Source organism: Kocuria sp. NPDC057446, from assembly GCF_042802875.1.
In the GTDB taxonomy this organism is placed as follows: domain Bacteria; phylum Actinomycetota; class Actinomycetes; order Actinomycetales; family Micrococcaceae; genus Kocuria.
The window spans coordinates 1-19,566 of record NZ_JBHVDI010000058.1 but is presented as its reverse complement, the minus strand read 5'-3'; the positions used below and the strand labels follow the sequence as shown (position 1 = coordinate 19,566).

Below are 19,566 nucleotides of genomic sequence, written 5' to 3'. Positions count from 1 at the left end.
ATCTTCGCCCCGGGCACCACCCCGGCGTACTCCAACTACGGTCTGGCCCTGGCCGGCTACGTCGTCCAGCAGGTCACCGGCGTCCCGTTCGAGGACTACGTGGGCACCGAGATCCTCGACCCGCTGGACATGACCTCCACCTCCGTCGAGCAGCCGCTGCCGGCGGGGCCGGGCGACCGGTTGGCCGGAGGCTCCCCGTCCCGGGGGCTGAGCAGGCACCGTTCGAGTACATCTCCATCGCGCCGGCAGGTTCCGTGAGCTCCACCGCGCGCAACATGGCCGCGTTCCTGTACTTCCACCTGGGCCACGGTGCCGATGACGTGCTGGGCCCTGAGGCGATGGCGGAGATGCACGCCCCGGGGCTGCCGCCGGCATCCTTGGGCGGGCTCGGCGCCGCCGATCAGATGACCTTGGGTTTCCGGGGCCGCGAGATACGGGGTCAAGAGGTGCTGTCCCACGGCGGTGACACCACCATCTGCCACAGCGAGCTGGCCCTGTTTCCCGAGACCGACACGGGCGTGTTCGTCTCCCGCAACGGCAACGGGGGGCGCGCGCTCAGCACCGCGGTGCTGCGCCGACAGCTCATCGACCAGTTCGCCCGCCGCTACGTGGCCCCGCCGGAACAGACAGCCCCGGAGCCTGCACCTGGGGCCGCTGAACGGGCCGCTGCGGTAGCGGGCCACTACCCGCAGCGAACGACGGGCGCAGTCCAGCGCCGCGGCCCTCGTGGGCTCCTTCTCCCTCGTCACGGTGGCCGCCTGCCCGGACGGGACCATCACCGCCGGCTACCGGTTCCTCCGAAGACGACCATGCAGGAAGTCGAGCCGTGGCTGTGGCGCGAGATCGCCGGCACGGATACCCTTGCCGCCCGCGCCGACGAGACCGGCAACGTCCGGGACATCGTTTTGACCGCCTACTGGGCGGAGAGCCGGGTGAGCGCCTGGCAGGGGTACTACGCCCAACACCTGGTGCTGCTCGCAGCGCTGGCCGTGCTCGTCATCACCCTGGTGGCCTGGCCGGTGAACCGCCTGCGCCGGCGACGACGGTGGGGCACGGACCGGCCCAGGCCCTGGCGGGTGCGGCGGCTCACCTATGCCTCTTCGGCCCTCGTCCTGGTGGGGCTGGTGCTGTTCGTCTCAAGCATTCAACTGCAGGACTACACGCTGATCCGCCCGCTCACCCGCCTCGGGCAGGCAGTGCTCATGCTGGGCGTCCTGGGTGTCATCCCAGCCGCATGGCACCTGGTGAACACGATCCGATGCCGCGCCGGAGTGCTCGCGGTGACCGGGGCAGCGCTGCTGACCCTGTCCCTCGCCTACATCGCCGGCTACGCAGTGGCCTACCGCATACTCTGGCCCGATCTGAGCATCTGACCCTCATCAGACCAGACCGAACGCACTCGAGGCACCGACCGGAGCTCCCTGCCACGACGAAGACAGTTTTCACATGCCGTCGACACAGGAAGCTGCAGCCACGAACTCAAAAGCGATCGAAAGGTTGCCGGGACGATCTGGCACCGGGTTCCGGAACGAAACCAGGCCGTCCCAGAATTCCCCTTAGGTGTGAAGGGCAACTGATGCTCTGCGCTGCACATATGGCACGGGTACCAGCCACTTCCCGCGTGAGCGACGTTGCAATAGGGGCGCCACATGCGTGCCTGGGGGCCGGCGGCTGGGGTCGTCTTACCCTCGGGTGCGAGCCGCGTTCTCGTGACGGCGGCCCGCCCCCAGGGGTGCCTCAACAGCAACTGGGCTGCTCGGCGCTCTGCTCGTCGGCGTCCGCCCGGGCGGACTGGTCGTCATTGGTGCAGCAGGTGCCGTCGCCGGCCACCGCGGATTGCTCAGGGTCGGTCTTCCTCTCCAGGTCCGGCCGGTCGTCGGCAGTGACGGTGTAAATCTCCCAGGGTTCCTGGCCGGGGCCGGTCACCCAGACCTTGTCCTGGACGGCGTAGCAGCAGGTGGTCTGCTCCTCGGGGCGGGTGGCCAGCCCCGCGTCGGCCAGACGGTGGGCGGCGGCGTTGACGATCTCGGTGGACTCGACCTCCACTCCGAGGTGGTCCATCCGGGTGTCCTCCCCTGGCTCGCCCTCGAGCAGGACGAGCTTCAGTGGAGGCTCGGTGACGGCGAAGTTGGCGTAGCCGGGCCGGCGCTTGGCCGGGGTGGTGTTGAACAGCATGGAGTAGAACGCGATGGAGGCTTCGAGGTCGGCCACACGCAGGGCGAGCTGGACTCTGGACATGACGGGTTCCCTTCTGGAAGAGACGGCGCATCTTCAGATATAGATCACTGTCGATGTTTTCATGTTGCCACCGGCATCGAGGGGAGTCAATATAGATGCATGTCTATTTCTGGTGACGATTCCTCCGTGACGCCGACCGCCCTGGCTTGTTGCGCTCCGCTGTCTCGGGAGCCGTTGGGGCGGGAGCAGGCGGGGCGGATCGCCGCGTTGTTGAAGGCTCTGGCGGATCCGGTGCGATTGCAGTTGCTGTCGATGGTGCTGGCCCACCCCGGTGGGGAGGCGTGTGTGTGCGATCTGTTGCCGGGGTTCGAGTTGTCCCAGCCCACGATCAGTCACCACCTGAAGGTGCTGCACGAGGCGGGGTTGCTGGAGCGGGACAAACGGGGGGTGTGGGTGTACTACCGAACCCACCCGGCGGCGCTGGAGGCCCTGGGGTCGTTGTTCGCCCCCGAGGCGGCCACCGCATGACCAGCACACCCCCCCCGGACAGTGCGGTGAGGCCGGTGGGGCGGCTCCTGTTGGTCACCCTGATCGCCGCTGCGGAGGCCGCGGGGGTGTGGACGATCGAGGCGAAGAGCTTGCCGGAGAACGCCGCCGATCTGGCCCTGCACCGAAAAGTCGGTTTCGAGCCGGTGGGAGTGCGCCGGCGCCTGGGACGGATGAGCCACGGCCGAAAGGCGGGGCAGCGGCGTGATGTGCTCCTGCTCGAGCGGCGCAGCGACACCGCCGGCACCTGAGGCCGCCCCGGTCGCTTGACGGGGGTCAGCGGGTGGGCACCGGCGTCGGGGTGGCCAGCTGCCGCTTCAGGGCGGCGACGGTGGCCTTGGCGGTGGGCCCGACCCCGATGAGAGTGGCCGAGCCGGGCCCGGTCCAGTCTCCGTAGCCCATCAGGTACAGCCTCGGAACCTGCACCGAGGCGGTCCCGTCGGTGCGGATCGTCCCATCGGCTTCGCGCACGTGCAGGGGTCGCAGGTGGCGCAGGGCGGGGCGGAATCCGGTGCACCAGATCACCGCGTCCACCTCCCGCTCCCGTCCGTCGGGCCAGGCGATCCCGGTGGTCGTGAAGCGGTCGAACATCGGGATGGGCCGCAGCAGTCCGGCGTCCCGGGCGTGCTTGACCGGGCGCACCACGACGATGTTGCCCAGGGCCGCGACTCCGCCGGGGTCCGGCTGCCCGGCGGCCAGGGCCCGGGATCGCTCGGTGGCCACGCGGAAGAGCTCCCGGCCGTCGACCTCGTCGGGCAGCCAGTGCGGTTCGCCCTCGAGGCACCAGATCAGCTCCGCGTCCTCGGCGATCTCCGCGGCGATCTGGGCCCCCGAGTTCGACCCGCCCACCACCACCACTCGCTTTCCCGCATACGGTGCCGGGCCGGCGTAGTGGGCGCTGTGCACCTGGGTCCCGGTGAACGTTCGTCGGCCGGGGACGGTGGGCCAGAAGGGCTGGGACCAGGTCCCCGTCGCGCTGACCACCGCCCGGGCGGACCAGGTCCCCGCGATGGTCTCCAGGCGGAAGCCCTCTCCGTCACGGTGCACGGCGCTCACGTGGACCGGTCGGCGGACCGGCAGGTCGTAGCGGGTCTCGTAGTCGGTGAGGTAGTCGATGACATGGGCCGCGTCCGGATTGTCCGCCCCGGTGGTGGGCATGAGCCGGCCGGGCAGGGAGGAGTACGAGGAGGGGGAGAACAGTCGCAGGGAGGGCCAGGTGTGCCGCCAGGCCCCGCCCGGGGCGTGCTGGTCGTCGAGGATCACGAAGGACAGGTCCGTGCGGCGGCGCAGATACCACCCCACGGCAAGACCCGCTTGGCCGCCGCCGATGATCGCCACGTCCACTTGGTGCTCCATGGTGCTCAGCCTCCCATTGGTTTCGGTCTCCACGCGGGTTCGGCCCCGCCCCAGCGGTCAGGGACGGAACCGAACCCGGGAGTGTGGTCAGTTGCGGATCTGGTCCCACAGGGTCTGGACCCGGGCGTCGATGGCCTCGACGATGACGCGCACCCCGTCCGACGTCTCCTGGGAGGGATCGACGATGCTCCAGTGCGGGTAGCGCTTGCCCGGGTGCACCGGGCAGGCGTCCCCGCAGCCCATCGTGAACACGTAGTCCGCGGCGCGCACCACGTCGTCGGTCAGCGGCTTCGGGTACGCCCCCGACAGGTCGATCACGCGCTCCCTGAGGGCGTCGACCACCAGTGGGTGGACCTGCTCGTAGCCGGTGGCCGGCACGAGCCGATCCACTTCCAGCTGCTGCTCTCCGGTGGGAGTGGTGTTCCGGACGCTCAGCCCGTCGTCGTTCGTGGTGAAGCCGGTGATGCTGAAGGAGGTGTGCACCTCGATCGCCCCCGATTCCACGAGGTGGCGCAGCCGGGTGCCCGGGGCTCCACGGGCGGCCAGTTCGTCGCGGTCCTCCCCGCCGTAGACGCCGGTGACATCGGCGGAGCGGACGGCCCAGGAGCTCCCGGTGCCTGGCTCGGTCTCCGCCAGGGCACCGAGCTCGAGCAGGGTGGTGGCCGCCGAGTGCCCGGCCCCGACGACCAGCACGTGGCGGCCGGCGGAACGGTCCCGGTCGCGGTCGGTGACATCGGGCAGCGGGGCGGTGATGCGCCCGGCGGCCACCACCGCCGCCTCCCCGGGTGCGGGCAGCCCGGCCTGGCCCAGCGGGTTGGGCGTCGACCAATTCCCGGAGGCGTCGATCACCGCCGACGCCCGGATGTCCGCGCACGTGCCGTCGGCGTGCTGGGCGCGCACCAGGAACGGGGTGGCCTCCCGGTTGCCGGTGCGGGCCGTGTCCATCCCCGGCCGGGCCGGAGTCGACGATGATCAGCTGGTCCGTCGCAACTACGGTGCCGGTGCCGGTGCCGGTGGTGGTGCGTGGTCATGACCGTTGCCGCCCCTGCTTGGTGGCGGTGGCGGCGTCGGCGGGCAGCAGCTCGGCGATCAGCTGCTGGATCCGGGCCTTGATCTCGTCACGGATGGGCCGCACGGACTCCACGCCCTTGCCGGCCGGGTCCTCCAGCGCCCAGTCCTCATACCGCTTGCCCGGGTAGAACGGGCAGGCGTCCCCGCATCCCATGGTGATCACCACATCGGAGTCCTGCATCGCCTCGTCGGTGAGGATCTTCGGGGTCTGGGCGCTCAGATCGATGCCCTCCTCCGCCATCGCCTGCACGGCGGCCGGGTTCACCGCATCGGCCGGGGCGGAGCCGGCCGAGCGCACCTCGATGCGCCCGCCGGAGAGGTGGGTGAGGTAGGCGGCGGCCATCTGCGAGCGGCCCGCGTTGTGCACGCACACGAACAGGACACTGGGCTTGTCCGTGGTCTCGGCGGGGGTCGCGGACGTGGGCTCGGCAGTCATCGGGATCATCCGTTCTGTCGCAACGAGAAGTGGGGAAGGGTGGGGGCGGCGCTCAGGCGGGGTTGCCGTCGGTGAGCTCGGTGAGCAGCTCCCGCACCCGGGTGTCGATGTCGTCGCGGACCAGGCGCATCCGCTCCACCCCCTCGATGCCGCGGGCGGACGGTTCGTCGGTGCGCCAGGTCTCGATGGTGCCGGCCATGCCCTCGACGGGCTCGACTCTCGCCTCGTCGCCCAGCACGACCACGCGGTCGACCCGGCGCAGCAGGTCCGGGTCGATGGGCTTCGGTGTTCCCGAGGACATGTCGGCTCCGACCTCGGCGATCACCTCGGCGGACAGGGCGTTGATCTTGCTGCCGGGTGTGGTGCCGGCGGAGTGGACCTCCACGGTCCCGTGGGCGCGGTGCTCCATGAGGGCGGCGGCCATCTGGGACTTGCCGCCGTTCTTGGCGCACACGAACAGGACGGAAGGCTTCGTGGTCTCGCTCAACGGTTGCTCCTGGGTCTCGTGGGGGTCAGCGGGCGGGGACGGTGGCATCACCGGGGAAGAGCTTCCGCCCGGCCCACAGGGACACGTAGACCAGCGCCACCAGGACGGGGACCTCGATCAGCGGTCCGACCACGCCGGCCAGAGCCTGGCCGGAGGTCACCCCGAAGGTGCCGATGGCCACGGCGATGGCGAGCTCGAAGTTGTTGCCGGCGGCGGTGAAGGCCACGGTGGTGGATTTCGCGTAGTTCAGGCCCATGGCGCGGGAGGCGAGCAGGCCGATGCCGAACATGAGGAAGAAGTAGACCAGCAGCGGCCACGCGATCCGGACCACGTCCCAAGGATTGGAGGTGATCGCGTCGCCCTGCAGGGCGAAGAGCAGCACGATGGTGAACAGCAGCCCGTACAGGGCCCAAGGGCCCAGCTTCGGGAGGAACGTGCCCTCGTACCACTCCCGGCCCTTGGCCTTCTCCCCGAGGGTGCGGGTCAGGAACCCGGCCACCAGCGGGATGCCCAGGAACACCAGGACCGAGACGACGATGGACCACACCGAGAACTCCGCGGACGTGGTGGGCAGGCCCAGCCAGGCGGGCAGGACCTGGAGGTAGAACCAGCCCAGGGCGCCGAAGGCGACCACCTGGAAGACGGAGTTGATCGCCACCAGCACGGCCGCCGCCTCGCGGTCGCCGCAGGCGAGGTCGTTCCAGATCAGGACCATCGCGATGCACCGGGCCAGCCCCACGATGATCAGCCCGGTGCGGTACTCCGGCAGATCGGGGAGGAAGATCCAGGCCAGGGCGAACATCAGGGCCGGGCCCACGATCCAGTTCAGCACCAGGGAGGCGCCCAGCAGCCGGCGGTCACCGGCCACGCGGTGGGTTTCGTCGTAGCGGACCTTGGCGAGCACCGGGTACATCATCACGAGGAGCCCGATGGCGATCGGCAGGGACACCTCGCCGATCCGCACGGCCTCCAGGGCGGTGTTCAGCCCCGGGACGAAGCGGCCCAGGAACAGGCCGGCGACCATGGCGGCGACGATCCAGGCGGGCAGCCAGCGGTCGAGGAAGGACAGGCCCTTCATCACCCCCTGGTGAACGGCGGGGGCGGTGGTGGTGTTGCTCATGATCAGGGGCAGCCCTTCGTATTGACGACTATCTATCGGGAACACTAGAGGGCCACATCGACATTGGTCAATGTATGATGGGGTGATGACTCTCGCACCCGACGTCCAGGCCACCGCTGGCGATCAGTGCGGCCCCAGCACGACGGGCACGGAGTGCTGCTCGCTCTCGGGCGGGCCGATGGCCGCCGACGACGCGCAGCGGATCGCCGGCCGCCTCAAGGCCCTGTCCGACCCGACCCGTCTGCTGCTGCTCTCCCATGTGGCGGCGCAGGGGTGCGGTGCGGTCTGTGTGTGCGATTTGACCGCGGTGGTGGACATCAGTCAGCCCACGGTCAGCCACCACATGAAGAAGCTGGTCGACGCCGGACTGGTCACCCGCGAGCAGCGCGGCAAGTGGGCCCACTACTCCGTGGTGCCCGTGGCCTTCGCCGAGCTGCGGGCGTTCCTCGACCTGCGCTGACCCCGGCGCCGGATTCCTGCAGCTCGGGCTCTGTCCCATCCAGCACACCGCACGAGGGGATGACCACGATGAGCAGCGATGCATCCGCCACCCGCCAGGAGATCCACGACGAGCTCGAACGGGTGAGGGCGGACTTCCGCGACCTCGTGGCCGCGACCCCAGCGGAGCTGCGCCGGCCCTCGTCCGGCACCCGATGGACCAACGGGCAGCTGCTGTTCCACATGTTCTTCGGCTACCTCATCGTCCGGCGCCTGCTCCCCCTGGTGCGCCTGATGGGTCGTCTTCCGGAACCGGTCAGTCGTACCTTCGCCCGGGTGCTGGAGGCCGGCACCCGGCCCTTCCACCTCATCAACCACCAGAGCGACCGTGGGGCCGCGCGGGTGCTCCACGGTCCGCGGCTGACCCGGTGGTTCGACCGCACCCTCGACGTCCTGCAGGCCCAGCTGGCCACCGGCCAGCCATCCTGAAGGGACCCCTCCTGGGCTCGGGTTTGCGGACGAGACGGCCTGAACGGCGTCCGGGGTCTTGGGCGGGATCACCAGGTCAGGACCGACCGAGCTGATGCTGATCGGGCCATCAGCAGGGGCGTGAACTCCGTATCCCCCGCTCCACGTATGGTCGGCTACCGGACACCGACGATGTCCTTCCGAGCAGGGCAACAATGGCTTCCCGGTGCACCAGCCCCCGAGGTCCTGGTCGGCGGCCAGGTCGCGCACCAGCTGGCGAACCCACTGCACGCCCTCGGGCTCGATCACGGTGACCGGCTCGTCGAGGACGAGCGTTCGGGGGACACCCAGGAGGGCGGCGGCGATGCCCAGGCGTTGGCTCATGCCGAGGGAGATCCCGCCGACGCGCTGGGTCGCGGTCCCGGCCAGGCCGGTCGTCTCGATGACCTCGCCGACCCGGGAGGCCTTGATGTTGTGGGCGGCGACCATCGTGCGCGGGTGGGGGAGGGCGCTGCGGCCGGGGTGCACGGCTTCGGCGTCGAGCAGGGCGCCGACCTCCCGCCGTGGGAAACGGTGCTGCCGGAAGAGCCTGCCGTCGACGGTGACGTCGCCCGACGTCGGCCGGTCCAGTCCCATGATCGAGCGCATCGTCGTGGACCTGCCGACACCGTTCGGAACGAGGAACCCGGTCACGGTGCCGGGCGCGATGGTGAAGCTGAGGGTCTGCACGGTGGTCTTGTCGCCGTGGCGCTTGGTGAGCTCGTGCGCCTCGTTCGTGACCGGGACCTTCCTGTGTGTTGGTGGGACAGGCGGATCCGATACGGCGGCTCGGCGTGCCCGTCGTGGCGGGTCGGTGAGGCGGACGACGACGTCGCCGCGCTCGGGGTGGGTGTCGACGATGCGGTGGGCCTGTGTGCACCTCCGGTGACCTTGACCTGCCGGTGGGGGCCTCGGAAGGCCCCCACGCGACGTCTCGGTGGTGGCCGGTGCCCCACCGTCAGGAGGCCCGCACCGCGGCACCGAGGCGGATGGCTGTGAACAGGACGGGGACTGTTCTTGGGTTCACGCTTGCTGCTGGGCGCGAGCGGCTGCACGATCCGGGCTGGTCGCCATGGTTTCCGGCGAGGCGGTGCGGGGCCAGGTCCAGGCGGAGCGCACGACGGAGGCCAGGAGCAGCACCTCGATGGCGATGTGGAAGCCGTGGTAGAAGGCCCAGTCCCAGGACGCTCCTGCCGCGTTGAACACCATGACGGGGATGTAGAGCGATGCCACGACGAGGTTCATGGCACGGTTCACGCGGGCGGGCAGCGTCATGGGGAGCATCACCATCAGGGCCGGGATCCCGATGACCACGCCGACTGGGTGTTCGAGCGGATCGAACTGCCGCAGGTCGGCGCTACCTGGCGGGAGGCGCTGACCGGCCGGGCGCGATCGGCACGGTCGGTGCTCACCGCCCATCCGTGGGCGCTCGGGATGATGGAATCGCGCCCCCACCCCGGCCCAGCGCTGCTGCAGCACCACGACCGTCTCCTCGGCGTGCTGATGACCGAGGGCTTCAGCGCCGCGCTCGCCACACACGCGTTCTCCGCGATCGACGCCTACGTGTACGGGTTCGCGCTGACCTGGACGAGCCTGCCGTTCGAACCGGGGGGCGGCGCCGAGGAAGCGTTCGCCGTCAAGGTCGCGGCGTCGGCCGAGCTGTATCCGCACATTGCCCGCTCGCGCGCCGAGCTGCTGGGCGATGGCGTCTACGCGTTCGCGGACGAGTTCGACTACGGGCTGGAGCTCCTGCTGGAGGGCCTGGAGCGTCGGGTCGCCGACGAGCGCCCCGCGCTGGGCGAGCGTTAGCGCATGGTCGTGCGGGCATGAGAGCGATCGTCTATGACCGCTACGGGTCGCCCGATGTGCTGCGGCTCGACGATGTCGCCACGCCGACACCGGGGAGGGGCCAGGTGCTCGTGCGGGCGATCGCGACCTCGGTCAATCTCAGCGATTGGGAGGGGCTGCACGGGTCGCCCGCCTATGCCCGGTTCGGCGGCCTGTTCAGACCCGCCCGCCGCACGCTCGGTTCGGACATCGCAGGAGTGGTCCAGGCAGTGGGCGCAGGGGTCACGCTGTTCCGGGTCGGTGACGATGTCTACGGCGACAATCTCACCCTGAAGGGCGGCTTCGCGGAGTACGCCGTGGCGCCCGAGCACGCTCTCGCGCTCAAGCCGGCCGGACTGTCTTTCGCCGAGGCGTCGACACTGCCCCAGTCGGGGGCGATCGCGGTGCAAGCGGTTGCGCGCGCGAAGCCCGGTGAGCGGATGCTGATCAACGGCGCCGGCGGAGGAACCGGGGCGTTCGCGCTCCAGCTCGCCGCTGCTTCCGGCATCCATGTCACCGGCGTGGACAACGCCGGCAAGCTCGACTTCATGCGATCCCTGGGGGCCGCCGAGGTCATCGACTATCGCGCCGACGACTTCACGCGCACCGGTCCGTACGACCTCATCATCGACCTCGTCGCCCGGCGGTCGGTGTTCGCGTATCGCCGTGCGCTCGCGCCCGGTGGCACCTATCTGATCGTCGGCGGGACGACGCGCGCCCTGCTGCGAGTGCTGTCGGTCGGCGCACTGATCGGCACGATGACGAATCGGCGTCTGGGGGTTCTCGCCGTCAAGCCGGGTCCGGCGCATTTCTCGCCTCTTGCCGACCGATGCAGCGCGGGAGATGTCCGCATCCACATCGACCGCGTGTTTCCCCTCGAGCAGGTGCCCGAAGCGCTCAGCTACGTCGGCGACGGCCACGCGCTCGGCAAAGTGGTGGTCGAGGCGCGGGCAGGTGCCGACTGAAGACCGCGGCGACGAACAGCAGGGCGATCACGACCGTCGCGGCCACCTCGAGCCGCAGATCCTGGACATGGAATCGTGCCCCACTCCGGCCCAGCGCCGCGCGCGCCGCACACGCGAGCTCCGCGATCGACGCCTATGTGTACGGGTACGCGCTGACCTGGACGAGCCTGCCGTTCGAAGCGGGGGACGGCGCCGAGGTCTGTGCTCGGGCCATCAGCACGTCTGTGCCGGCCTACCGGGGACCCGACGCATCAACCGCGCCGAGAGCCGGCACGGAGCTCAGCGATCGGCGCTCCGCCCCTCGGATCGTCGCGATGCTCGCGCTGTTGCCCTGGAGCGTCACCCCATCCGGACACGGAGATGTCGTTCTGTCCCGCCGGCGTTCTCCTGCGGCTGACCCCCTCAGGGTGCCGGGCAGTCCCCGGTCGTCGTCGACATGTCTCCGCTGGGGCCCGGGCTCTTCTGGATCTCGCGATGATGAACCCACGCGCCCCGGGAGCCGCCCCCACGCCACGACCCAGGCCGTGCCACGAGGGCCGGTTCGGGCACTCCTCCTGTCAACCCACGAGTCGGGGGCGGGCGATGTCGTAGCGGATCAGGACCATGCCGTTGTCGAAGCGACGCCCCCGGACGAGTCGCAGATCCGGAGACAGCCCGTCCGGGTGGACCGCAGTGCCGCCTCCGGCGGTGACCGGGCACAGCAGGAGCTCGACCACGTCGACGACCCCCAGCAGCATCGGACCTCGCCCGTGCGACCGCCCGGCGGTGAAGGCGCGCTCGAGCCGCGTGCGCTCGGTCCAGGTCTGCGGTGAGGGCGGCCATGACGGCTTCGTCGGGTACGGCCCAGGAGGAGTTGCCCCGGGCGTCCGTGGTGCAGCCGTCCACCGAGCAGGCGACGGAATGGATGTCGTTCCCCATGCCCGCACACAACACGCCTGGGGGGGCTCGGACACAAGGGGCGGAGTGCACTCGAGGTCGGCCTGTCCCGGGCCGTGGAACCGCGGCTACCATGCGGCCATGACACCACAGCCCCGGCATCACGCCATCGACTACGTCGAACTCACCGTCACGGACCTCGCCGCGGCGAAGGCCTTCTACGCACAGGCCTTCGGGTGGCGCTTCACCGACTACGGACCCGAGTACGCCGGCGTCGTCGCGCCGGCCGATGACGGCACCGAAGTCGGTGGACTGCTGGTCGCTCCCGAGCCCCGCCCGAGCGGGGGCCCCTTCGTGCTGCTCTACTCGGACGACCTCGAAGGAACGCAGCAGGCCATCGTCCATGCCGGTGGCCGGATCCTCGAGGGCCCGTATGCGTTCCCGGGCGGCCGGAGGCTGCACTTCGCCGACCCCAGCGGCAACGAGCTGGGGGTCTGGGGGCAGTAGGAGCCAACCGGCGACCGGTCTCCGGCCTGCGCCCCTCCGTGGGATCGCTTCCCCGGAGCCTCTCTGTCGACGGCATGCTGCAGGTTCTCCGCCGGGCCCTGGTGAACGACTCCCCGCGACGGCGTCGTCCGCCGTTCCTGGACGTATTGGTAACTGATTGGTTACCATAAGTGTCATGGACGTGTTCGCAGCTCTGGGGGACCCGGTGCGTCGAGCCCTGCTGCGCCGACTGGCCGAGGGGCCGGCCCGGGTGGTCGACCTCGCGGGAGACCACGACATCAGCCGGCCGGCGGTCAGCAGGCACCTGAAGGTCCTCGGCGACGCGGGGCTGGTGGTCGGGACCACGCAGGGCCGGGAGCGCCACTACACCCTGGTGCCCTCCGCCCTGGAGCCGCTCGCCTCCCTGCTCGCCGAGCTCACCGCCCGGAACCCCCGGATCCCGGAGCACGTCCTGGACGGACTCGACCTCGAGGTCCGCCGCACCACCCGCGACCGCGCCGCCGAGCGGCAGTCGCGCACCGAGAGGAGGAACGCAGGATGACGACACCACAGGCCACCGGCCGGGCCGAGACCCGCCAGGACGGCGACTGGATCGTGTTCACCCGCCGCTTCACCGCCCCCGTCGAGGACGTGTGGGCCGCCGTCACGGACTCCGAGCGCCTCGGGCGCTGGATCGGCACCTGGACCGGGGACCCGGCCTCCGGCAGCGTCACCTTCCGGATGACCGCCGAGGACGGCATGCCGGAGGAGGTGCACCACATCGAGGCCTGCGAGCCCCCGCGGCTGCTGCGCACGCGAGCGCGCAGTGAGGGCCCGGACGGACAGGACCAGGACTGGAGGGTGGAGATCCGGCTCACCGAGGACGGTGGCGGCACGATCCTGCACTTCGGCCAGATCCTGCCGGAACCGGGGTGGGCGCACCACATCGGGCCGGGCTGGGACTACTACCTGGACCGTCTGGTGGCGGCCGAGACGGGCGGGGACGTCGAGGCGATCGACTTCGAGCGCGACTACTACCCCGCCCTGGTCCCCGTTTACGAGGCACGTTTCCCCAGCACGCCCCAGCAGCACTGACCGGCCGGCCACGGCCATCCGGGCAGATGACGTGGTCCTGTGACGGGCCACCACGGAACGCCGGTGCGTTCACCGCTCTTCCGGACGGGGTGCGTTCTGGTCGAGGGCCTTCAGGCTCAATGGATGGCGTCCGGCCATCACGAGGTCACCGATGGAGAGTGCTGGCGCGAACCGAGGACTGATGTCCGCGACGACCTTCAGGAGCAGCCGCGTGGTCTCGTGCTGTCCGGGCGCCAACAGGCAGGTGGAGGAGTCCGCGCGGGGATCGGCATCGGCGCCGAAGGGTGTCGATCCCGTCGTCGGAGTATGGCGCGCGTCAAGAGTCCACGACGCATCGGACATGGCATGCTGAAGCCCATGGAGCACTGGGCTCGGGTGAGGCAGTGGACCGCCGTGGGCGGGCCCCCGGTGGTCGCGGCAGTGCTGGGGAACGCCTTCATCGGCAAGGAGGCCATGGGCTGGTTCCGCGGGCTCAAGGCTCCGCGGATGCAACTGCCGCTGACCGCCTTCGGCGTCGTCGGGGCGGTCTACTACCTCGAGCTCGGCGTCGTGCTGTATCGCGCTCACCGCAACGACGACGGGCGCGTTCGGCGGCTCGCCCTGCTCGTGCTCGCGGGGAACGAGCTGTGGAACGTGTCGTTCTTCGGACGGCGCGATCCACGCGCCGGGTTCCTCGGGATCGTCGCGTTCCTGGCGCCGCTGCTGGCGCTGCAGAAGGCCGTGGCCTCGGACCGGCCGTCCGTCATCGCCCTGACTCCGTACACCGTGTGGGTCATCGGCTACGATTTGCCCTGGACCTACCGCCTGTGGCAGCTGAATCGCGTCACCGAGCGTTGACCGGGCGGCCCCGCTCATCAGCCACGGCGCGTCTGCCACCCGATCCGGTTCCACGTCTCCTGCGGAGTCGCCCCTCGACTGCTCACGTGCCCGTCAGCAGGATGTCGAGGGAGGGAAGGGGTGCCGGCAGTAGCATCGGTGACAGTCGAGAACGCCGTTCAGGAGGTGTGGTGATGGACCGTTCCCGCCCGGAGTGCTGGTTGACGGACATGGACGGGGTGCTCGTCCACGAGGAGCAGGCCCTTCCGGGCGCTGCGGACTTCCTGCAGCGCCTCGTCGATGAGGAACGCCGATTCCTGGTGCTGACCAACAACTCGATCTACACCCCACGAGATCTCGCGGCCCGGCTGGCCACGAGCGGACTGACCGTGCCCGAGGAGTCGATCTGGACCTCGGCACTGGCCACGGCCGGGTTCCTCGCCGACCAGATCCCCCGTGGCTCGGCCTACGTGGTCGGGGAGGCGGGCCTGACCACCGCGCTGTACGACGTGGGCTACACCCTCACCGATGCCGGCCCCGACTACGTGGTCCTGGGGGAGACCCGGACGTATTCGTTCGAGGCCATCACCAAGGCGATCCGGCTGATCGAGGCCGGGTCACGGTTCATCGCGACCAACCCGGACGCCACCGGTCCCTCGGCCGAGGGACCGCTGCCGGCGACCGGGGCGGTCGCGGCCCTGATCACCCGGGCCACCGGGGCCCGCCCGTACTTCGTCGGCAAGCCCAACCCGATGATGTTCCGCAGCGCGATGAACCGCATCGAGGCCCACTCCGAGACCACCGTGATGATCGGGGACCGGATGGACACCGACGTCGTCGCGGGCATCGAAGCCGGGCTGGAGACGATCCTGGTGCTCAGCGGGTCCACCCGGGCCGCCGACATCGCCCGGTACCCGTACCGCCCCGGACGGGTCCTGGACTCGATCGCCGACGTCATCGACCTCGTCTGACCCCGGCGCCCTGACCGTTCGACCACGCGGTAACCCCGGGCGCCGTCGTCGTCCTCGGTCCTGTCGGCAGCGCGGGCGGACAGTGTCACCCGGGGGTCGCAGAGGTCCGTTCCCGCAGGTCATCGACGCATTGTGACGCATGTATTTGCACAAGTGTGGCACGTGATGAGTACGGTGTGAGGACCATCACTCCTCATGAAAGGTGACAGACCCCATGAAGAAAAGTGCTGCCGGCGCCGCCCTGGTCGCGGCTGTCGGACTCTCCGCCCTGACCGCCGCCCCGGCCTCCGCGCTGTCGTTCCCGTTGTTCGACAACTGCGACGCCGCCGCGGCCGCGGGCGTCTACAACATCCCGGCCGGGGACCCGCGCTACACCCCGGCTCTGGACTCCGACGCGGACGGCATCGCCTGCGAGAACCCCGACTACGCCTATGTTCCGCTGCCCCCGGTCGGTGACGTCCCGGTCACCCCCGAGACCCCGCAGGTGGAGCAGATGCCGGTCGGTGGCGCGGACACCGGGGTGTCCGTGGCCCCGGAGCAGTCCGGCACGGGGATCGCCGCCCTCGGCCTGGCCGGGATCGCCGCCGCCACTGGTGGCGTGGTGCTCGTCCGCCGCCGGGGCGCGGGCGCCTGACCTGCCCCGGCCGGAACGGCCCCGCACCGCCGTCGGCGCGGGGCCGTTCCGCTGTCCTGAGCCGTCCGGGAACGTGCGGGGCCGCCTGTCCGTGGAGATCGCCGACGACGACGTCACGGGTCGAGGAAGCAGCGGCCTGCACGAAGGGCCGAGGCTCGGTACCATGCACCACATGCCCATCCAGTTCGAGAACGTCGCCATCGCCGTCCGCGACCTCGAAGCGGCGATCGCCTTCTTCACCGACCTCGGGCTGACCGTCCTGGGCCGGGACACGGTGAGCGGTCAGTGGGCGGACACCGCCGTCGGCCTCGACGGCAACCACGTCCACATCGCCATGCTCCGGACCCCGGACGGCAACGGCCGCCTCGAGCTCTTCGAGTACATCCACCCCGAGGCGATCGAGACCGGACCCACGCGACCGCACGAGATCGGCATGCACCGCGTCGCCTTCTCGGTCGACGACCTCGACGAGTCCATCGAGATCGCCGCCAGGCACGGCTGTCACCCGCTGCGCGGAGTGGCGACCTACGGGGAGGCCTACAGGCTCGCCTATGTCCGCGGCCCCAGCGGCATCATCGTGATGCTCGCCGAGGACCTGAACAGGCGCTGAGGGAGGGTCGACAGCCGTGTGAACCGCGACCACGTGCCCGACCGGGACAAGGCGGTGACAGTGTACCTGACGGCTGCGCCCGCCCGGGCGCCGATGCCGGCCGTGGATCAGTGGATCTCTCGGAGGGTGCCGTCGGTCACGTCGTAGACGAACCCGCGCACGCCGTCCTTGTGGGGGACGAAGGGGTTCTCGGCGATGCGCGCCATGGACCGGCGGACGTCGTCGTCGGGGTCGGTGAAGGACTCCGGTGACCAGGGCGGGCGCATTCCGGTGTCGGCCTCGATCTGTGCCGTGAAGGCGTCGTCGGTGAAGGTGGCCATGCCGCAGTCGGTGTGGTGGATGAGGATGATCTCCCGGGTCCCCAGCAGGCGCTGGCTGATGACCAGGGAGCGGATCTCGTCGTCGGTGATCACTCCGCCGGCGTTGCGGATGATGTGGGCGTCGCCCTCGCTCAACCCGAGCAGTCCGTAGGGGTTGAGCCGTGCGTCCATGCAGGCCACCACCGCCACCGGCAGGGCCGGGGGCATGGGCAGTTCTCCCTTGGTGAAAGCGGCGGCGTAGGCCTTCGCACGGTCCAGCAGCTCGTCGGTGACGCTCATGGCAGGGGCCTTTCCTCGGTGGCTGCGGCGGGTCGCGGCCCACTGCCGGGCGCGGGGCGAACCGCCTCATGCACCCGGCCAGGTCTCGTGTCCCACCTTAGTGCCGGCACCACCGTCCACGGCAGGCTGCTCGTCGTCCCCTGCATGACCGACCATGCCTGGGACCACCCTCAGAGCTTCATCGGCAATGATGAACGCACCACAGCGCCGGCCTCCTGGAGCGAGCACGACAACGGCACGAGCACGACAACGGCACGAGCACGACAACGGCACGAGCACCACAACACTGAGCGGGGCCGCAGCGCACCCGATGAACACCCGCCGATCGGCCGCCGGCGACCCACCTCATGACCGGGGACACCTGGAGTGTGCATCCGAGAACTGTGTACCTCCGTGGAAAGGCCGCCTGTGCGGATCAGCTTGCGTTGACCCCTGACTGCCGTCTGTGTCGCCGTGCTGCTGACGGTGTGCGCGGGCGGGGACGCCGCGGAGCCGGGGAAGGCCACCACCTCGTCCGCCCCGCCCTCGTCCGCCCCGCCCTCGCCCGCCCCGCCCTCGGCCGCCGGGACGGAGACCGGGCCCGGGGTGGTGGCGCACGGGCTGGCCGAGGTGCCCTTCGAGGACGCTCCGCGCGAACTCACCGACCTGGAACGCCCCCTGCTCGTCGAACCCGGTCCGCACGCCGGGGACGGGACCGACGACGAGGTGCTGACCGCCGCCCGCGAGCGCGATCCGCGCACCGCCGAGGAGTGGAGCGCGGCGATCCCGGCGGAGATCCACGGTGACTACGCGGAGGACGTGAAGACGGTGGTGCGCTTCGACCCGGACACCGGGGACCGCGGCGCAGAGCCCACCGACGCCGGCCCGGCGGGCAGCCGGAGCGTGGGCACGAACCACTTCGCGCTCGTCCTCGACGCCAGCGACTCCATGTCGGGGGACTCCGGTGACGGCACGCGGATGGACGCGGCGCGCACGGCCCTGACCGGGTTCGTCGAGGAGCTGCCCGGGGGCAGCACGGTCAGCCTGCGCCTCGACGTGCACGCGGGGGACGCCACCGAGGCGGGGCAGCGGGAGTCGTGCACGACCACCGAGGTCGTCCACTCGGGCGGCGCCGACGCCGCGGAGCCCGGAGACGTCCTCGCCGGAGTGCGGCCCACCGGCTGGACCCCGCTGGCACGGGCCGTCGAGGAGGCCGCCGCCGACTTCCCCGACGGCGCCACCGACGGCGCCACCGACGGCATCGTCCACGTGGTGACCGACGGCGTGGAGACCCGTGGCGGCGATCCCGTGGCGGCGGCCGAGCGGCTGAGCGAGTCCGGTGTCGAGCCGGTGGTCAACGTCATCGGCTTCCAGGCCGGCGACGCCGACCAGCGGGCACTGGCCGACATCGCCGCGGCCGGGCGCGGCGAGTACACCCGCACCGGCTCCCGGGCGGAGCCGGTGGCCTACTGGCGGGAGCAGAACACGGCGATGGCCCGGGCGTGGAACGAGTGGCGCAACACCGAGCTGCGAGAGATCAACGAGGCGGGCAACGCCAACAAGAGGCTGGCCGACGAGGTCGGCAACCGCGTCAAGCGGACCGCCGACGAGGAGGCCAGCCAGGGCAAGCGCGTGGCCAACATGCTCGGTCCGGACGTGGACGAGCAGGTGCGGCGCGAGGTCTGGGACTTCTTCGACGAGCGGGGCGCGACGGTCCGGGACTGGGGCGACCGGACCCACCTGGCCAACTGGGACGCCGCCGACGACCGGCACCAGCAGGACCGGCAGACCGTCCACGACCGCGGCGAGGCGAAGTGGAGCGAGTACTACGAGCGCCTGCAGTAGGACCGACCGCTCACACCGAGGGGCGCGGCCGGAGCCGACCGCGAGGGGCAAGATCGCCGGAAGATGTCGCCGCCCGATGTCGAGATCCGGCCGGCGGCTCCGTCTCCGGGGTGTACGCGCTCACAATGGGCCGTACCTGAGCGAGGAGAACATCATGGCCAAGTACCTGCTGCTCAAGCACTACCGTGGCGCCCCGGCGGCCGTCAACGACGTACCGATGGACCGGTGGACGCCGGAGGAAGTGTCCGCGCACCTGCAGTACATGTCGGACTTCGCCGCCCGGCTCGAGGGCACCGGCGAGTTCGTCGACGCGCAGGCGCTGTCCCCGGAGGGCACGTTCGTGCGCTACGACGGCGAGGGGCGCCCGCCGGTCACCGACGGTCCGTTCGCCGAGACCAAGGACCTGATCGCCGGGTGGATGGTGATCGACGTGGACTCCTACGACCGCGCCCTCGAACTCGCGGGGGAGCTGTCCGCGGCCCCGGGGGCCGGCGGGGAGCCGATCCACGAGTGGCTCGAGATCCGGCCGTTCCTCAGCGCCCCGCCGGCCATCACGGAGTGACCCGCGGTGGACGAGACCCTGCTGCGGGCCCTCACCCCCACCGTGATCGGTATCCTCGGCCGCCGCGGCGCGGACTTCGCGGAGGCCGAGGACGCCGTGCAGGACGCCTACCTGCGCTGGCACGGCGCACTGCCCGGACAGGTCGCGGCGCCCGGGCCGTGG

28 protein-coding genes and 1 pseudogene are annotated in these 19,566 nt (G+C 70.7%); 18 read left to right on the top strand and 11 right to left on the bottom strand.

Going from position 1 to position 19,566, the window contains the following annotated elements; all coding sequences use genetic code 11:
• On the top strand, positions 1-258 hold a 258-nt coding region (locus ACFU0Y_RS09150), incomplete at its 5' end, for a serine hydrolase (RefSeq protein ID WP_380214164.1).
• Entirely contained in the window at positions 255-1,373 is a 1,119-nt protein-coding gene (locus tag ACFU0Y_RS09145) for a hypothetical protein (RefSeq protein ID WP_380214162.1), read from the top strand. The genes ACFU0Y_RS09150 and ACFU0Y_RS09145, both read left to right, overlap by 4 nt.
• A gap of 364 nt (positions 1,374-1,737) precedes the next feature.
• Here the strand turns inward: ACFU0Y_RS09145 and ACFU0Y_RS09140 are convergent, their stop codons facing one another.
• A complete protein-coding gene (locus ACFU0Y_RS09140; protein WP_380214161.1) occupies positions 1,738-2,238 on the bottom strand; it encodes an ArsI/CadI family heavy metal resistance metalloenzyme in 501 nt (166 codons plus the stop codon).
• A 99-nt stretch (positions 2,239-2,337) separates the two neighbouring features.
• Here ACFU0Y_RS09140 and ACFU0Y_RS09135 point away from each other — a divergent pair, with 99 nt between their 5' ends.
• Both ACFU0Y_RS09135 and ACFU0Y_RS09130 read left to right on the top strand, forming a co-directional pair.
• Positions 2,338-2,706: a metalloregulator ArsR/SmtB family transcription factor gene (locus tag ACFU0Y_RS09135; RefSeq protein WP_380214160.1), complete on the top strand. Its 369-nt coding sequence runs from the start codon at positions 2,338-2,340 to the stop codon at positions 2,704-2,706.
• Positions 2,703-2,975, top strand: coding sequence for a GNAT family N-acetyltransferase (locus ACFU0Y_RS09130; protein WP_380214167.1), 273 nt, complete (start codon positions 2,703-2,705; stop codon positions 2,973-2,975). The genes ACFU0Y_RS09135 and ACFU0Y_RS09130 overlap by 4 nt, the downstream gene beginning before the upstream one ends.
• 25 nt (positions 2,976-3,000) lie before the next feature.
• Here ACFU0Y_RS09130 and ACFU0Y_RS09125 read toward each other — a convergent pair whose 3' ends face one another.
• From ACFU0Y_RS09125 to arsB, 5 genes are all read right to left on the bottom strand, one after another.
• A complete protein-coding gene (locus ACFU0Y_RS09125) occupies positions 3,001-4,080 on the bottom strand; it encodes an ArsO family NAD(P)H-dependent flavin-containing monooxygenase (protein WP_380214159.1) in 1,080 nt (359 codons plus the stop codon).
• An 87-nt stretch (positions 4,081-4,167) separates the two neighbouring features.
• Complete coding sequence (locus ACFU0Y_RS09120; protein ID WP_380214158.1) at positions 4,168-5,025, bottom strand: hypothetical protein; 858 nt, start codon at positions 5,023-5,025, stop codon at positions 4,168-4,170.
• An 82-nt stretch (positions 5,026-5,107) separates the two neighbouring features.
• Entirely contained in the window at positions 5,108-5,587 is a 480-nt protein-coding gene (locus ACFU0Y_RS09115; protein ID WP_380214157.1) for an arsenate reductase ArsC, read from the bottom strand.
• Positions 5,588-5,639: 52 nt separating this feature from the next.
• A complete protein-coding gene (locus ACFU0Y_RS09110) occupies positions 5,640-6,122 on the bottom strand; it encodes a low molecular weight phosphatase family protein (protein ID WP_380214156.1) in 483 nt (160 codons plus the stop codon).
• A complete protein-coding gene (arsB, locus tag ACFU0Y_RS09105) occupies positions 6,100-7,194 on the bottom strand; it encodes an ACR3 family arsenite efflux transporter (RefSeq protein ID WP_380214155.1) in 1,095 nt (364 codons plus the stop codon). The genes ACFU0Y_RS09110 and arsB overlap by 23 nt, the downstream gene beginning before the upstream one ends.
• An 85-nt stretch (positions 7,195-7,279) precedes the next feature.
• Here arsB and ACFU0Y_RS09100 point away from each other — a divergent pair, with 85 nt between their 5' ends.
• Complete coding sequence (locus tag ACFU0Y_RS09100; protein ID WP_380214154.1) at positions 7,280-7,654, top strand: ArsR/SmtB family transcription factor; 375 nt, start codon at positions 7,280-7,282, stop codon at positions 7,652-7,654.
• A 68-nt stretch (positions 7,655-7,722) separates the two neighbouring features.
• Entirely contained in the window at positions 7,723-8,121 is a 399-nt protein-coding gene (locus ACFU0Y_RS09095) for a maleylpyruvate isomerase N-terminal domain-containing protein (protein ID WP_380214166.1), read from the top strand.
• A gap of 351 nt (positions 8,122-8,472) precedes the next feature.
• On the opposite strand, the pseudogene ACFU0Y_RS09090 reads toward ACFU0Y_RS09095, so the two are convergent.
• Together ACFU0Y_RS09090 and ACFU0Y_RS09085 are read right to left on the bottom strand one after the other, a co-directional pair.
• Positions 8,473-8,793, bottom strand: a pseudogene (locus ACFU0Y_RS09090) (ATP-binding cassette domain-containing protein); the annotation flags it as partial.
• Between the two features lie 369 nt (positions 8,794-9,162).
• Entirely contained in the window at positions 9,163-9,453 is a 291-nt protein-coding gene (locus ACFU0Y_RS09085) for a hypothetical protein (protein ID WP_380214153.1), read from the bottom strand.
• Positions 9,454-9,462: 9 nt separating this feature from the next.
• Here ACFU0Y_RS09085 and ACFU0Y_RS09080 point away from each other — a divergent pair, with 9 nt between their 5' ends.
• Together ACFU0Y_RS09080 and ACFU0Y_RS09075 are read left to right on the top strand one after the other, a co-directional pair.
• Positions 9,463-9,948: a TetR/AcrR family transcriptional regulator C-terminal domain-containing protein gene (locus ACFU0Y_RS09080; RefSeq protein WP_380214152.1), complete on the top strand. Its 486-nt coding sequence runs from the start codon at positions 9,463-9,465 to the stop codon at positions 9,946-9,948.
• A gap of 17 nt (positions 9,949-9,965) precedes the next feature.
• Positions 9,966-10,931 carry an NAD(P)-dependent alcohol dehydrogenase gene (locus ACFU0Y_RS09075; RefSeq protein ID WP_380214151.1) on the top strand — a complete coding sequence of 322 codons (966 nt, stop codon included), beginning with the start codon at positions 9,966-9,968 and terminating at the stop codon, positions 10,929-10,931.
• Between the two features lie 557 nt (positions 10,932-11,488).
• Here ACFU0Y_RS09075 and ACFU0Y_RS09070 read toward each other — a convergent pair.
• Positions 11,489-11,668, bottom strand: a complete 180-nt coding sequence (locus ACFU0Y_RS09070) for a hypothetical protein (RefSeq protein WP_380214150.1) — start codon at positions 11,666-11,668, stop codon at positions 11,489-11,491.
• Positions 11,669-11,948: 280 nt separating this feature from the next.
• Here ACFU0Y_RS09070 and ACFU0Y_RS09065 point away from each other — a divergent pair, with 280 nt between their 5' ends.
• The 3 genes from ACFU0Y_RS09065 (at position 11,949) to ACFU0Y_RS09055 (ending at position 13,388) form a co-directional block, all read left to right on the top strand.
• Entirely contained in the window at positions 11,949-12,314 is a 366-nt protein-coding gene (locus tag ACFU0Y_RS09065; RefSeq protein ID WP_380214149.1) for a VOC family protein, read from the top strand.
• Between the two features lie 175 nt (positions 12,315-12,489).
• Positions 12,490-12,855: an ArsR/SmtB family transcription factor gene (locus ACFU0Y_RS09060; protein ID WP_380214148.1), complete on the top strand. Its 366-nt coding sequence runs from the start codon at positions 12,490-12,492 to the stop codon at positions 12,853-12,855.
• Entirely contained in the window at positions 12,852-13,388 is a 537-nt protein-coding gene (locus ACFU0Y_RS09055; protein ID WP_380214147.1) for an SRPBCC family protein, read from the top strand. The genes ACFU0Y_RS09060 and ACFU0Y_RS09055 overlap by 4 nt, the downstream gene beginning before the upstream one ends.
• Before the next feature lie 69 nt (positions 13,389-13,457).
• Here ACFU0Y_RS09055 and ACFU0Y_RS09050 read toward each other — a convergent pair whose 3' ends face one another.
• Positions 13,458-13,730 carry a hypothetical protein gene (locus tag ACFU0Y_RS09050; RefSeq protein WP_380214146.1) on the bottom strand — a complete coding sequence of 91 codons (273 nt, stop codon included), beginning with the start codon at positions 13,728-13,730 and terminating at the stop codon, positions 13,458-13,460.
• A gap of 3 nt (positions 13,731-13,733) precedes the next feature.
• On the opposite strand from ACFU0Y_RS09050, the gene ACFU0Y_RS09045 reads away from it, so the two are divergent.
• The 4 genes from ACFU0Y_RS09045 (at position 13,734) to ACFU0Y_RS09030 (ending at position 16,419) form a co-directional block, all read left to right on the top strand.
• Entirely contained in the window at positions 13,734-14,225 is a 492-nt protein-coding gene (locus ACFU0Y_RS09045) for a TspO/MBR family protein (protein ID WP_380214145.1), read from the top strand.
• A 173-nt stretch (positions 14,226-14,398) separates the two neighbouring features.
• Positions 14,399-15,175 (top strand): HAD-IIA family hydrolase, encoded by a 777-nt coding sequence (locus tag ACFU0Y_RS09040; RefSeq protein WP_380214144.1) that lies wholly within the window; start codon positions 14,399-14,401, stop codon positions 15,173-15,175.
• Between the two features lie 214 nt (positions 15,176-15,389).
• Positions 15,390-15,809 (top strand): excalibur calcium-binding domain-containing protein, encoded by a 420-nt coding sequence (locus tag ACFU0Y_RS09035; RefSeq protein WP_380214143.1) that lies wholly within the window; start codon positions 15,390-15,392, stop codon positions 15,807-15,809.
• 172 nt (positions 15,810-15,981) lie between these two features.
• Positions 15,982-16,419, top strand: coding sequence for a VOC family protein (locus ACFU0Y_RS09030; protein ID WP_380214142.1), 438 nt, complete (start codon positions 15,982-15,984; stop codon positions 16,417-16,419).
• A gap of 107 nt (positions 16,420-16,526) precedes the next feature.
• Here ACFU0Y_RS09030 and ACFU0Y_RS09025 read toward each other — a convergent pair whose 3' ends face one another.
• The gene (locus ACFU0Y_RS09025; RefSeq protein WP_380214141.1) at positions 16,527-17,018 is read right to left on the bottom strand and encodes a beta-class carbonic anhydrase; all 492 of its coding nucleotides are present in this window, start codon (positions 17,016-17,018) and stop codon (positions 16,527-16,529) included.
• 453 nt (positions 17,019-17,471) lie between these two features.
• Between ACFU0Y_RS09025 and ACFU0Y_RS09020 the strand changes: the two genes are divergently transcribed.
• The 3 genes from ACFU0Y_RS09020 to ACFU0Y_RS09010 all read left to right on the top strand — a co-directional run.
• The gene (locus ACFU0Y_RS09020; RefSeq protein ID WP_380214140.1) at positions 17,472-18,842 is read left to right on the top strand and encodes a VWA domain-containing protein; all 1,371 of its coding nucleotides are present in this window, start codon (positions 17,472-17,474) and stop codon (positions 18,840-18,842) included.
• A gap of 154 nt (positions 18,843-18,996) precedes the next feature.
• Positions 18,997-19,404 (top strand): YciI family protein, encoded by a 408-nt coding sequence (locus ACFU0Y_RS09015; RefSeq protein WP_380214139.1) that lies wholly within the window; start codon positions 18,997-18,999, stop codon positions 19,402-19,404.
• Between the two features lie 6 nt (positions 19,405-19,410).
• Positions 19,411-19,566 (top strand): sigma factor (locus ACFU0Y_RS09010; protein WP_380214165.1); only part of this gene is annotated, 156 nt, incomplete at its 3' end.

What these genes read in the sequence shown, in the direction of transcription:
- ACFU0Y_RS09140 (WP_380214161.1), bottom strand. Translation starts at nt 2,238, where the DNA reads ATGTCCAGAGTCCAGCTCGCCCTGCGTGTGGCCGACCTCGAAGCCTCC.
- ACFU0Y_RS09135 (WP_380214160.1), top strand. Translation starts at nt 2,338, where the DNA reads ATGTCTATTTCTGGTGACGATTCCTCCGTGACGCCGACCGCCCTGGCT.
- ACFU0Y_RS09130 (WP_380214167.1), top strand. Translation starts at nt 2,703, where the DNA reads ATGACCAGCACACCCCCCCCGGACAGTGCGGTGAGGCCGGTGGGGCGG.
- ACFU0Y_RS09125 (WP_380214159.1), bottom strand. Translation starts at nt 4,080, where the DNA reads ATGGAGCACCAAGTGGACGTGGCGATCATCGGCGGCGGCCAAGCGGGT.
- ACFU0Y_RS09120 (WP_380214158.1), bottom strand. Translation starts at nt 5,025, where the DNA reads ATGGACACGGCCCGCACCGGCAACCGGGAGGCCACCCCGTTCCTGGTG.
- ACFU0Y_RS09115 (WP_380214157.1), bottom strand. Translation starts at nt 5,587, where the DNA reads ATGACTGCCGAGCCCACGTCCGCGACCCCCGCCGAGACCACGGACAAG.
- ACFU0Y_RS09110 (WP_380214156.1), bottom strand. Translation starts at nt 6,122, where the DNA reads ATGCCACCGTCCCCGCCCGCTGACCCCCACGAGACCCAGGAGCAACCG.
- arsB (WP_380214155.1), bottom strand. Translation starts at nt 7,194, where the DNA reads ATGAGCAACACCACCACCGCCCCCGCCGTTCACCAGGGGGTGATGAAG.
- ACFU0Y_RS09100 (WP_380214154.1), top strand. Translation starts at nt 7,280, where the DNA reads ATGACTCTCGCACCCGACGTCCAGGCCACCGCTGGCGATCAGTGCGGC.
- ACFU0Y_RS09095 (WP_380214166.1), top strand. Translation starts at nt 7,723, where the DNA reads ATGAGCAGCGATGCATCCGCCACCCGCCAGGAGATCCACGACGAGCTC.
- ACFU0Y_RS09075 (WP_380214151.1), top strand. Translation starts at nt 9,966, where the DNA reads ATGAGAGCGATCGTCTATGACCGCTACGGGTCGCCCGATGTGCTGCGG.
- ACFU0Y_RS09070 (WP_380214150.1), bottom strand. Translation starts at nt 11,668, where the DNA reads ATGCTGCTGGGGGTCGTCGACGTGGTCGAGCTCCTGCTGTGCCCGGTC.
- ACFU0Y_RS09065 (WP_380214149.1), top strand. Translation starts at nt 11,949, where the DNA reads ATGACACCACAGCCCCGGCATCACGCCATCGACTACGTCGAACTCACC.
- ACFU0Y_RS09060 (WP_380214148.1), top strand. Translation starts at nt 12,490, where the DNA reads ATGGACGTGTTCGCAGCTCTGGGGGACCCGGTGCGTCGAGCCCTGCTG.
- ACFU0Y_RS09055 (WP_380214147.1), top strand. Translation starts at nt 12,852, where the DNA reads ATGACGACACCACAGGCCACCGGCCGGGCCGAGACCCGCCAGGACGGC.
- ACFU0Y_RS09050 (WP_380214146.1), bottom strand. Translation starts at nt 13,730, where the DNA reads ATGTCCGATGCGTCGTGGACTCTTGACGCGCGCCATACTCCGACGACG.
- ACFU0Y_RS09045 (WP_380214145.1), top strand. Translation starts at nt 13,734, where the DNA reads ATGCTGAAGCCCATGGAGCACTGGGCTCGGGTGAGGCAGTGGACCGCC.
- ACFU0Y_RS09040 (WP_380214144.1), top strand. Translation starts at nt 14,399, where the DNA reads ATGGACCGTTCCCGCCCGGAGTGCTGGTTGACGGACATGGACGGGGTG.
- ACFU0Y_RS09035 (WP_380214143.1), top strand. Translation starts at nt 15,390, where the DNA reads ATGAAGAAAAGTGCTGCCGGCGCCGCCCTGGTCGCGGCTGTCGGACTC.
- ACFU0Y_RS09030 (WP_380214142.1), top strand. Translation starts at nt 15,982, where the DNA reads ATGCCCATCCAGTTCGAGAACGTCGCCATCGCCGTCCGCGACCTCGAA.
- ACFU0Y_RS09025 (WP_380214141.1), bottom strand. Translation starts at nt 17,018, where the DNA reads ATGAGCGTCACCGACGAGCTGCTGGACCGTGCGAAGGCCTACGCCGCC.
- ACFU0Y_RS09015 (WP_380214139.1), top strand. Translation starts at nt 18,997, where the DNA reads ATGGCCAAGTACCTGCTGCTCAAGCACTACCGTGGCGCCCCGGCGGCC.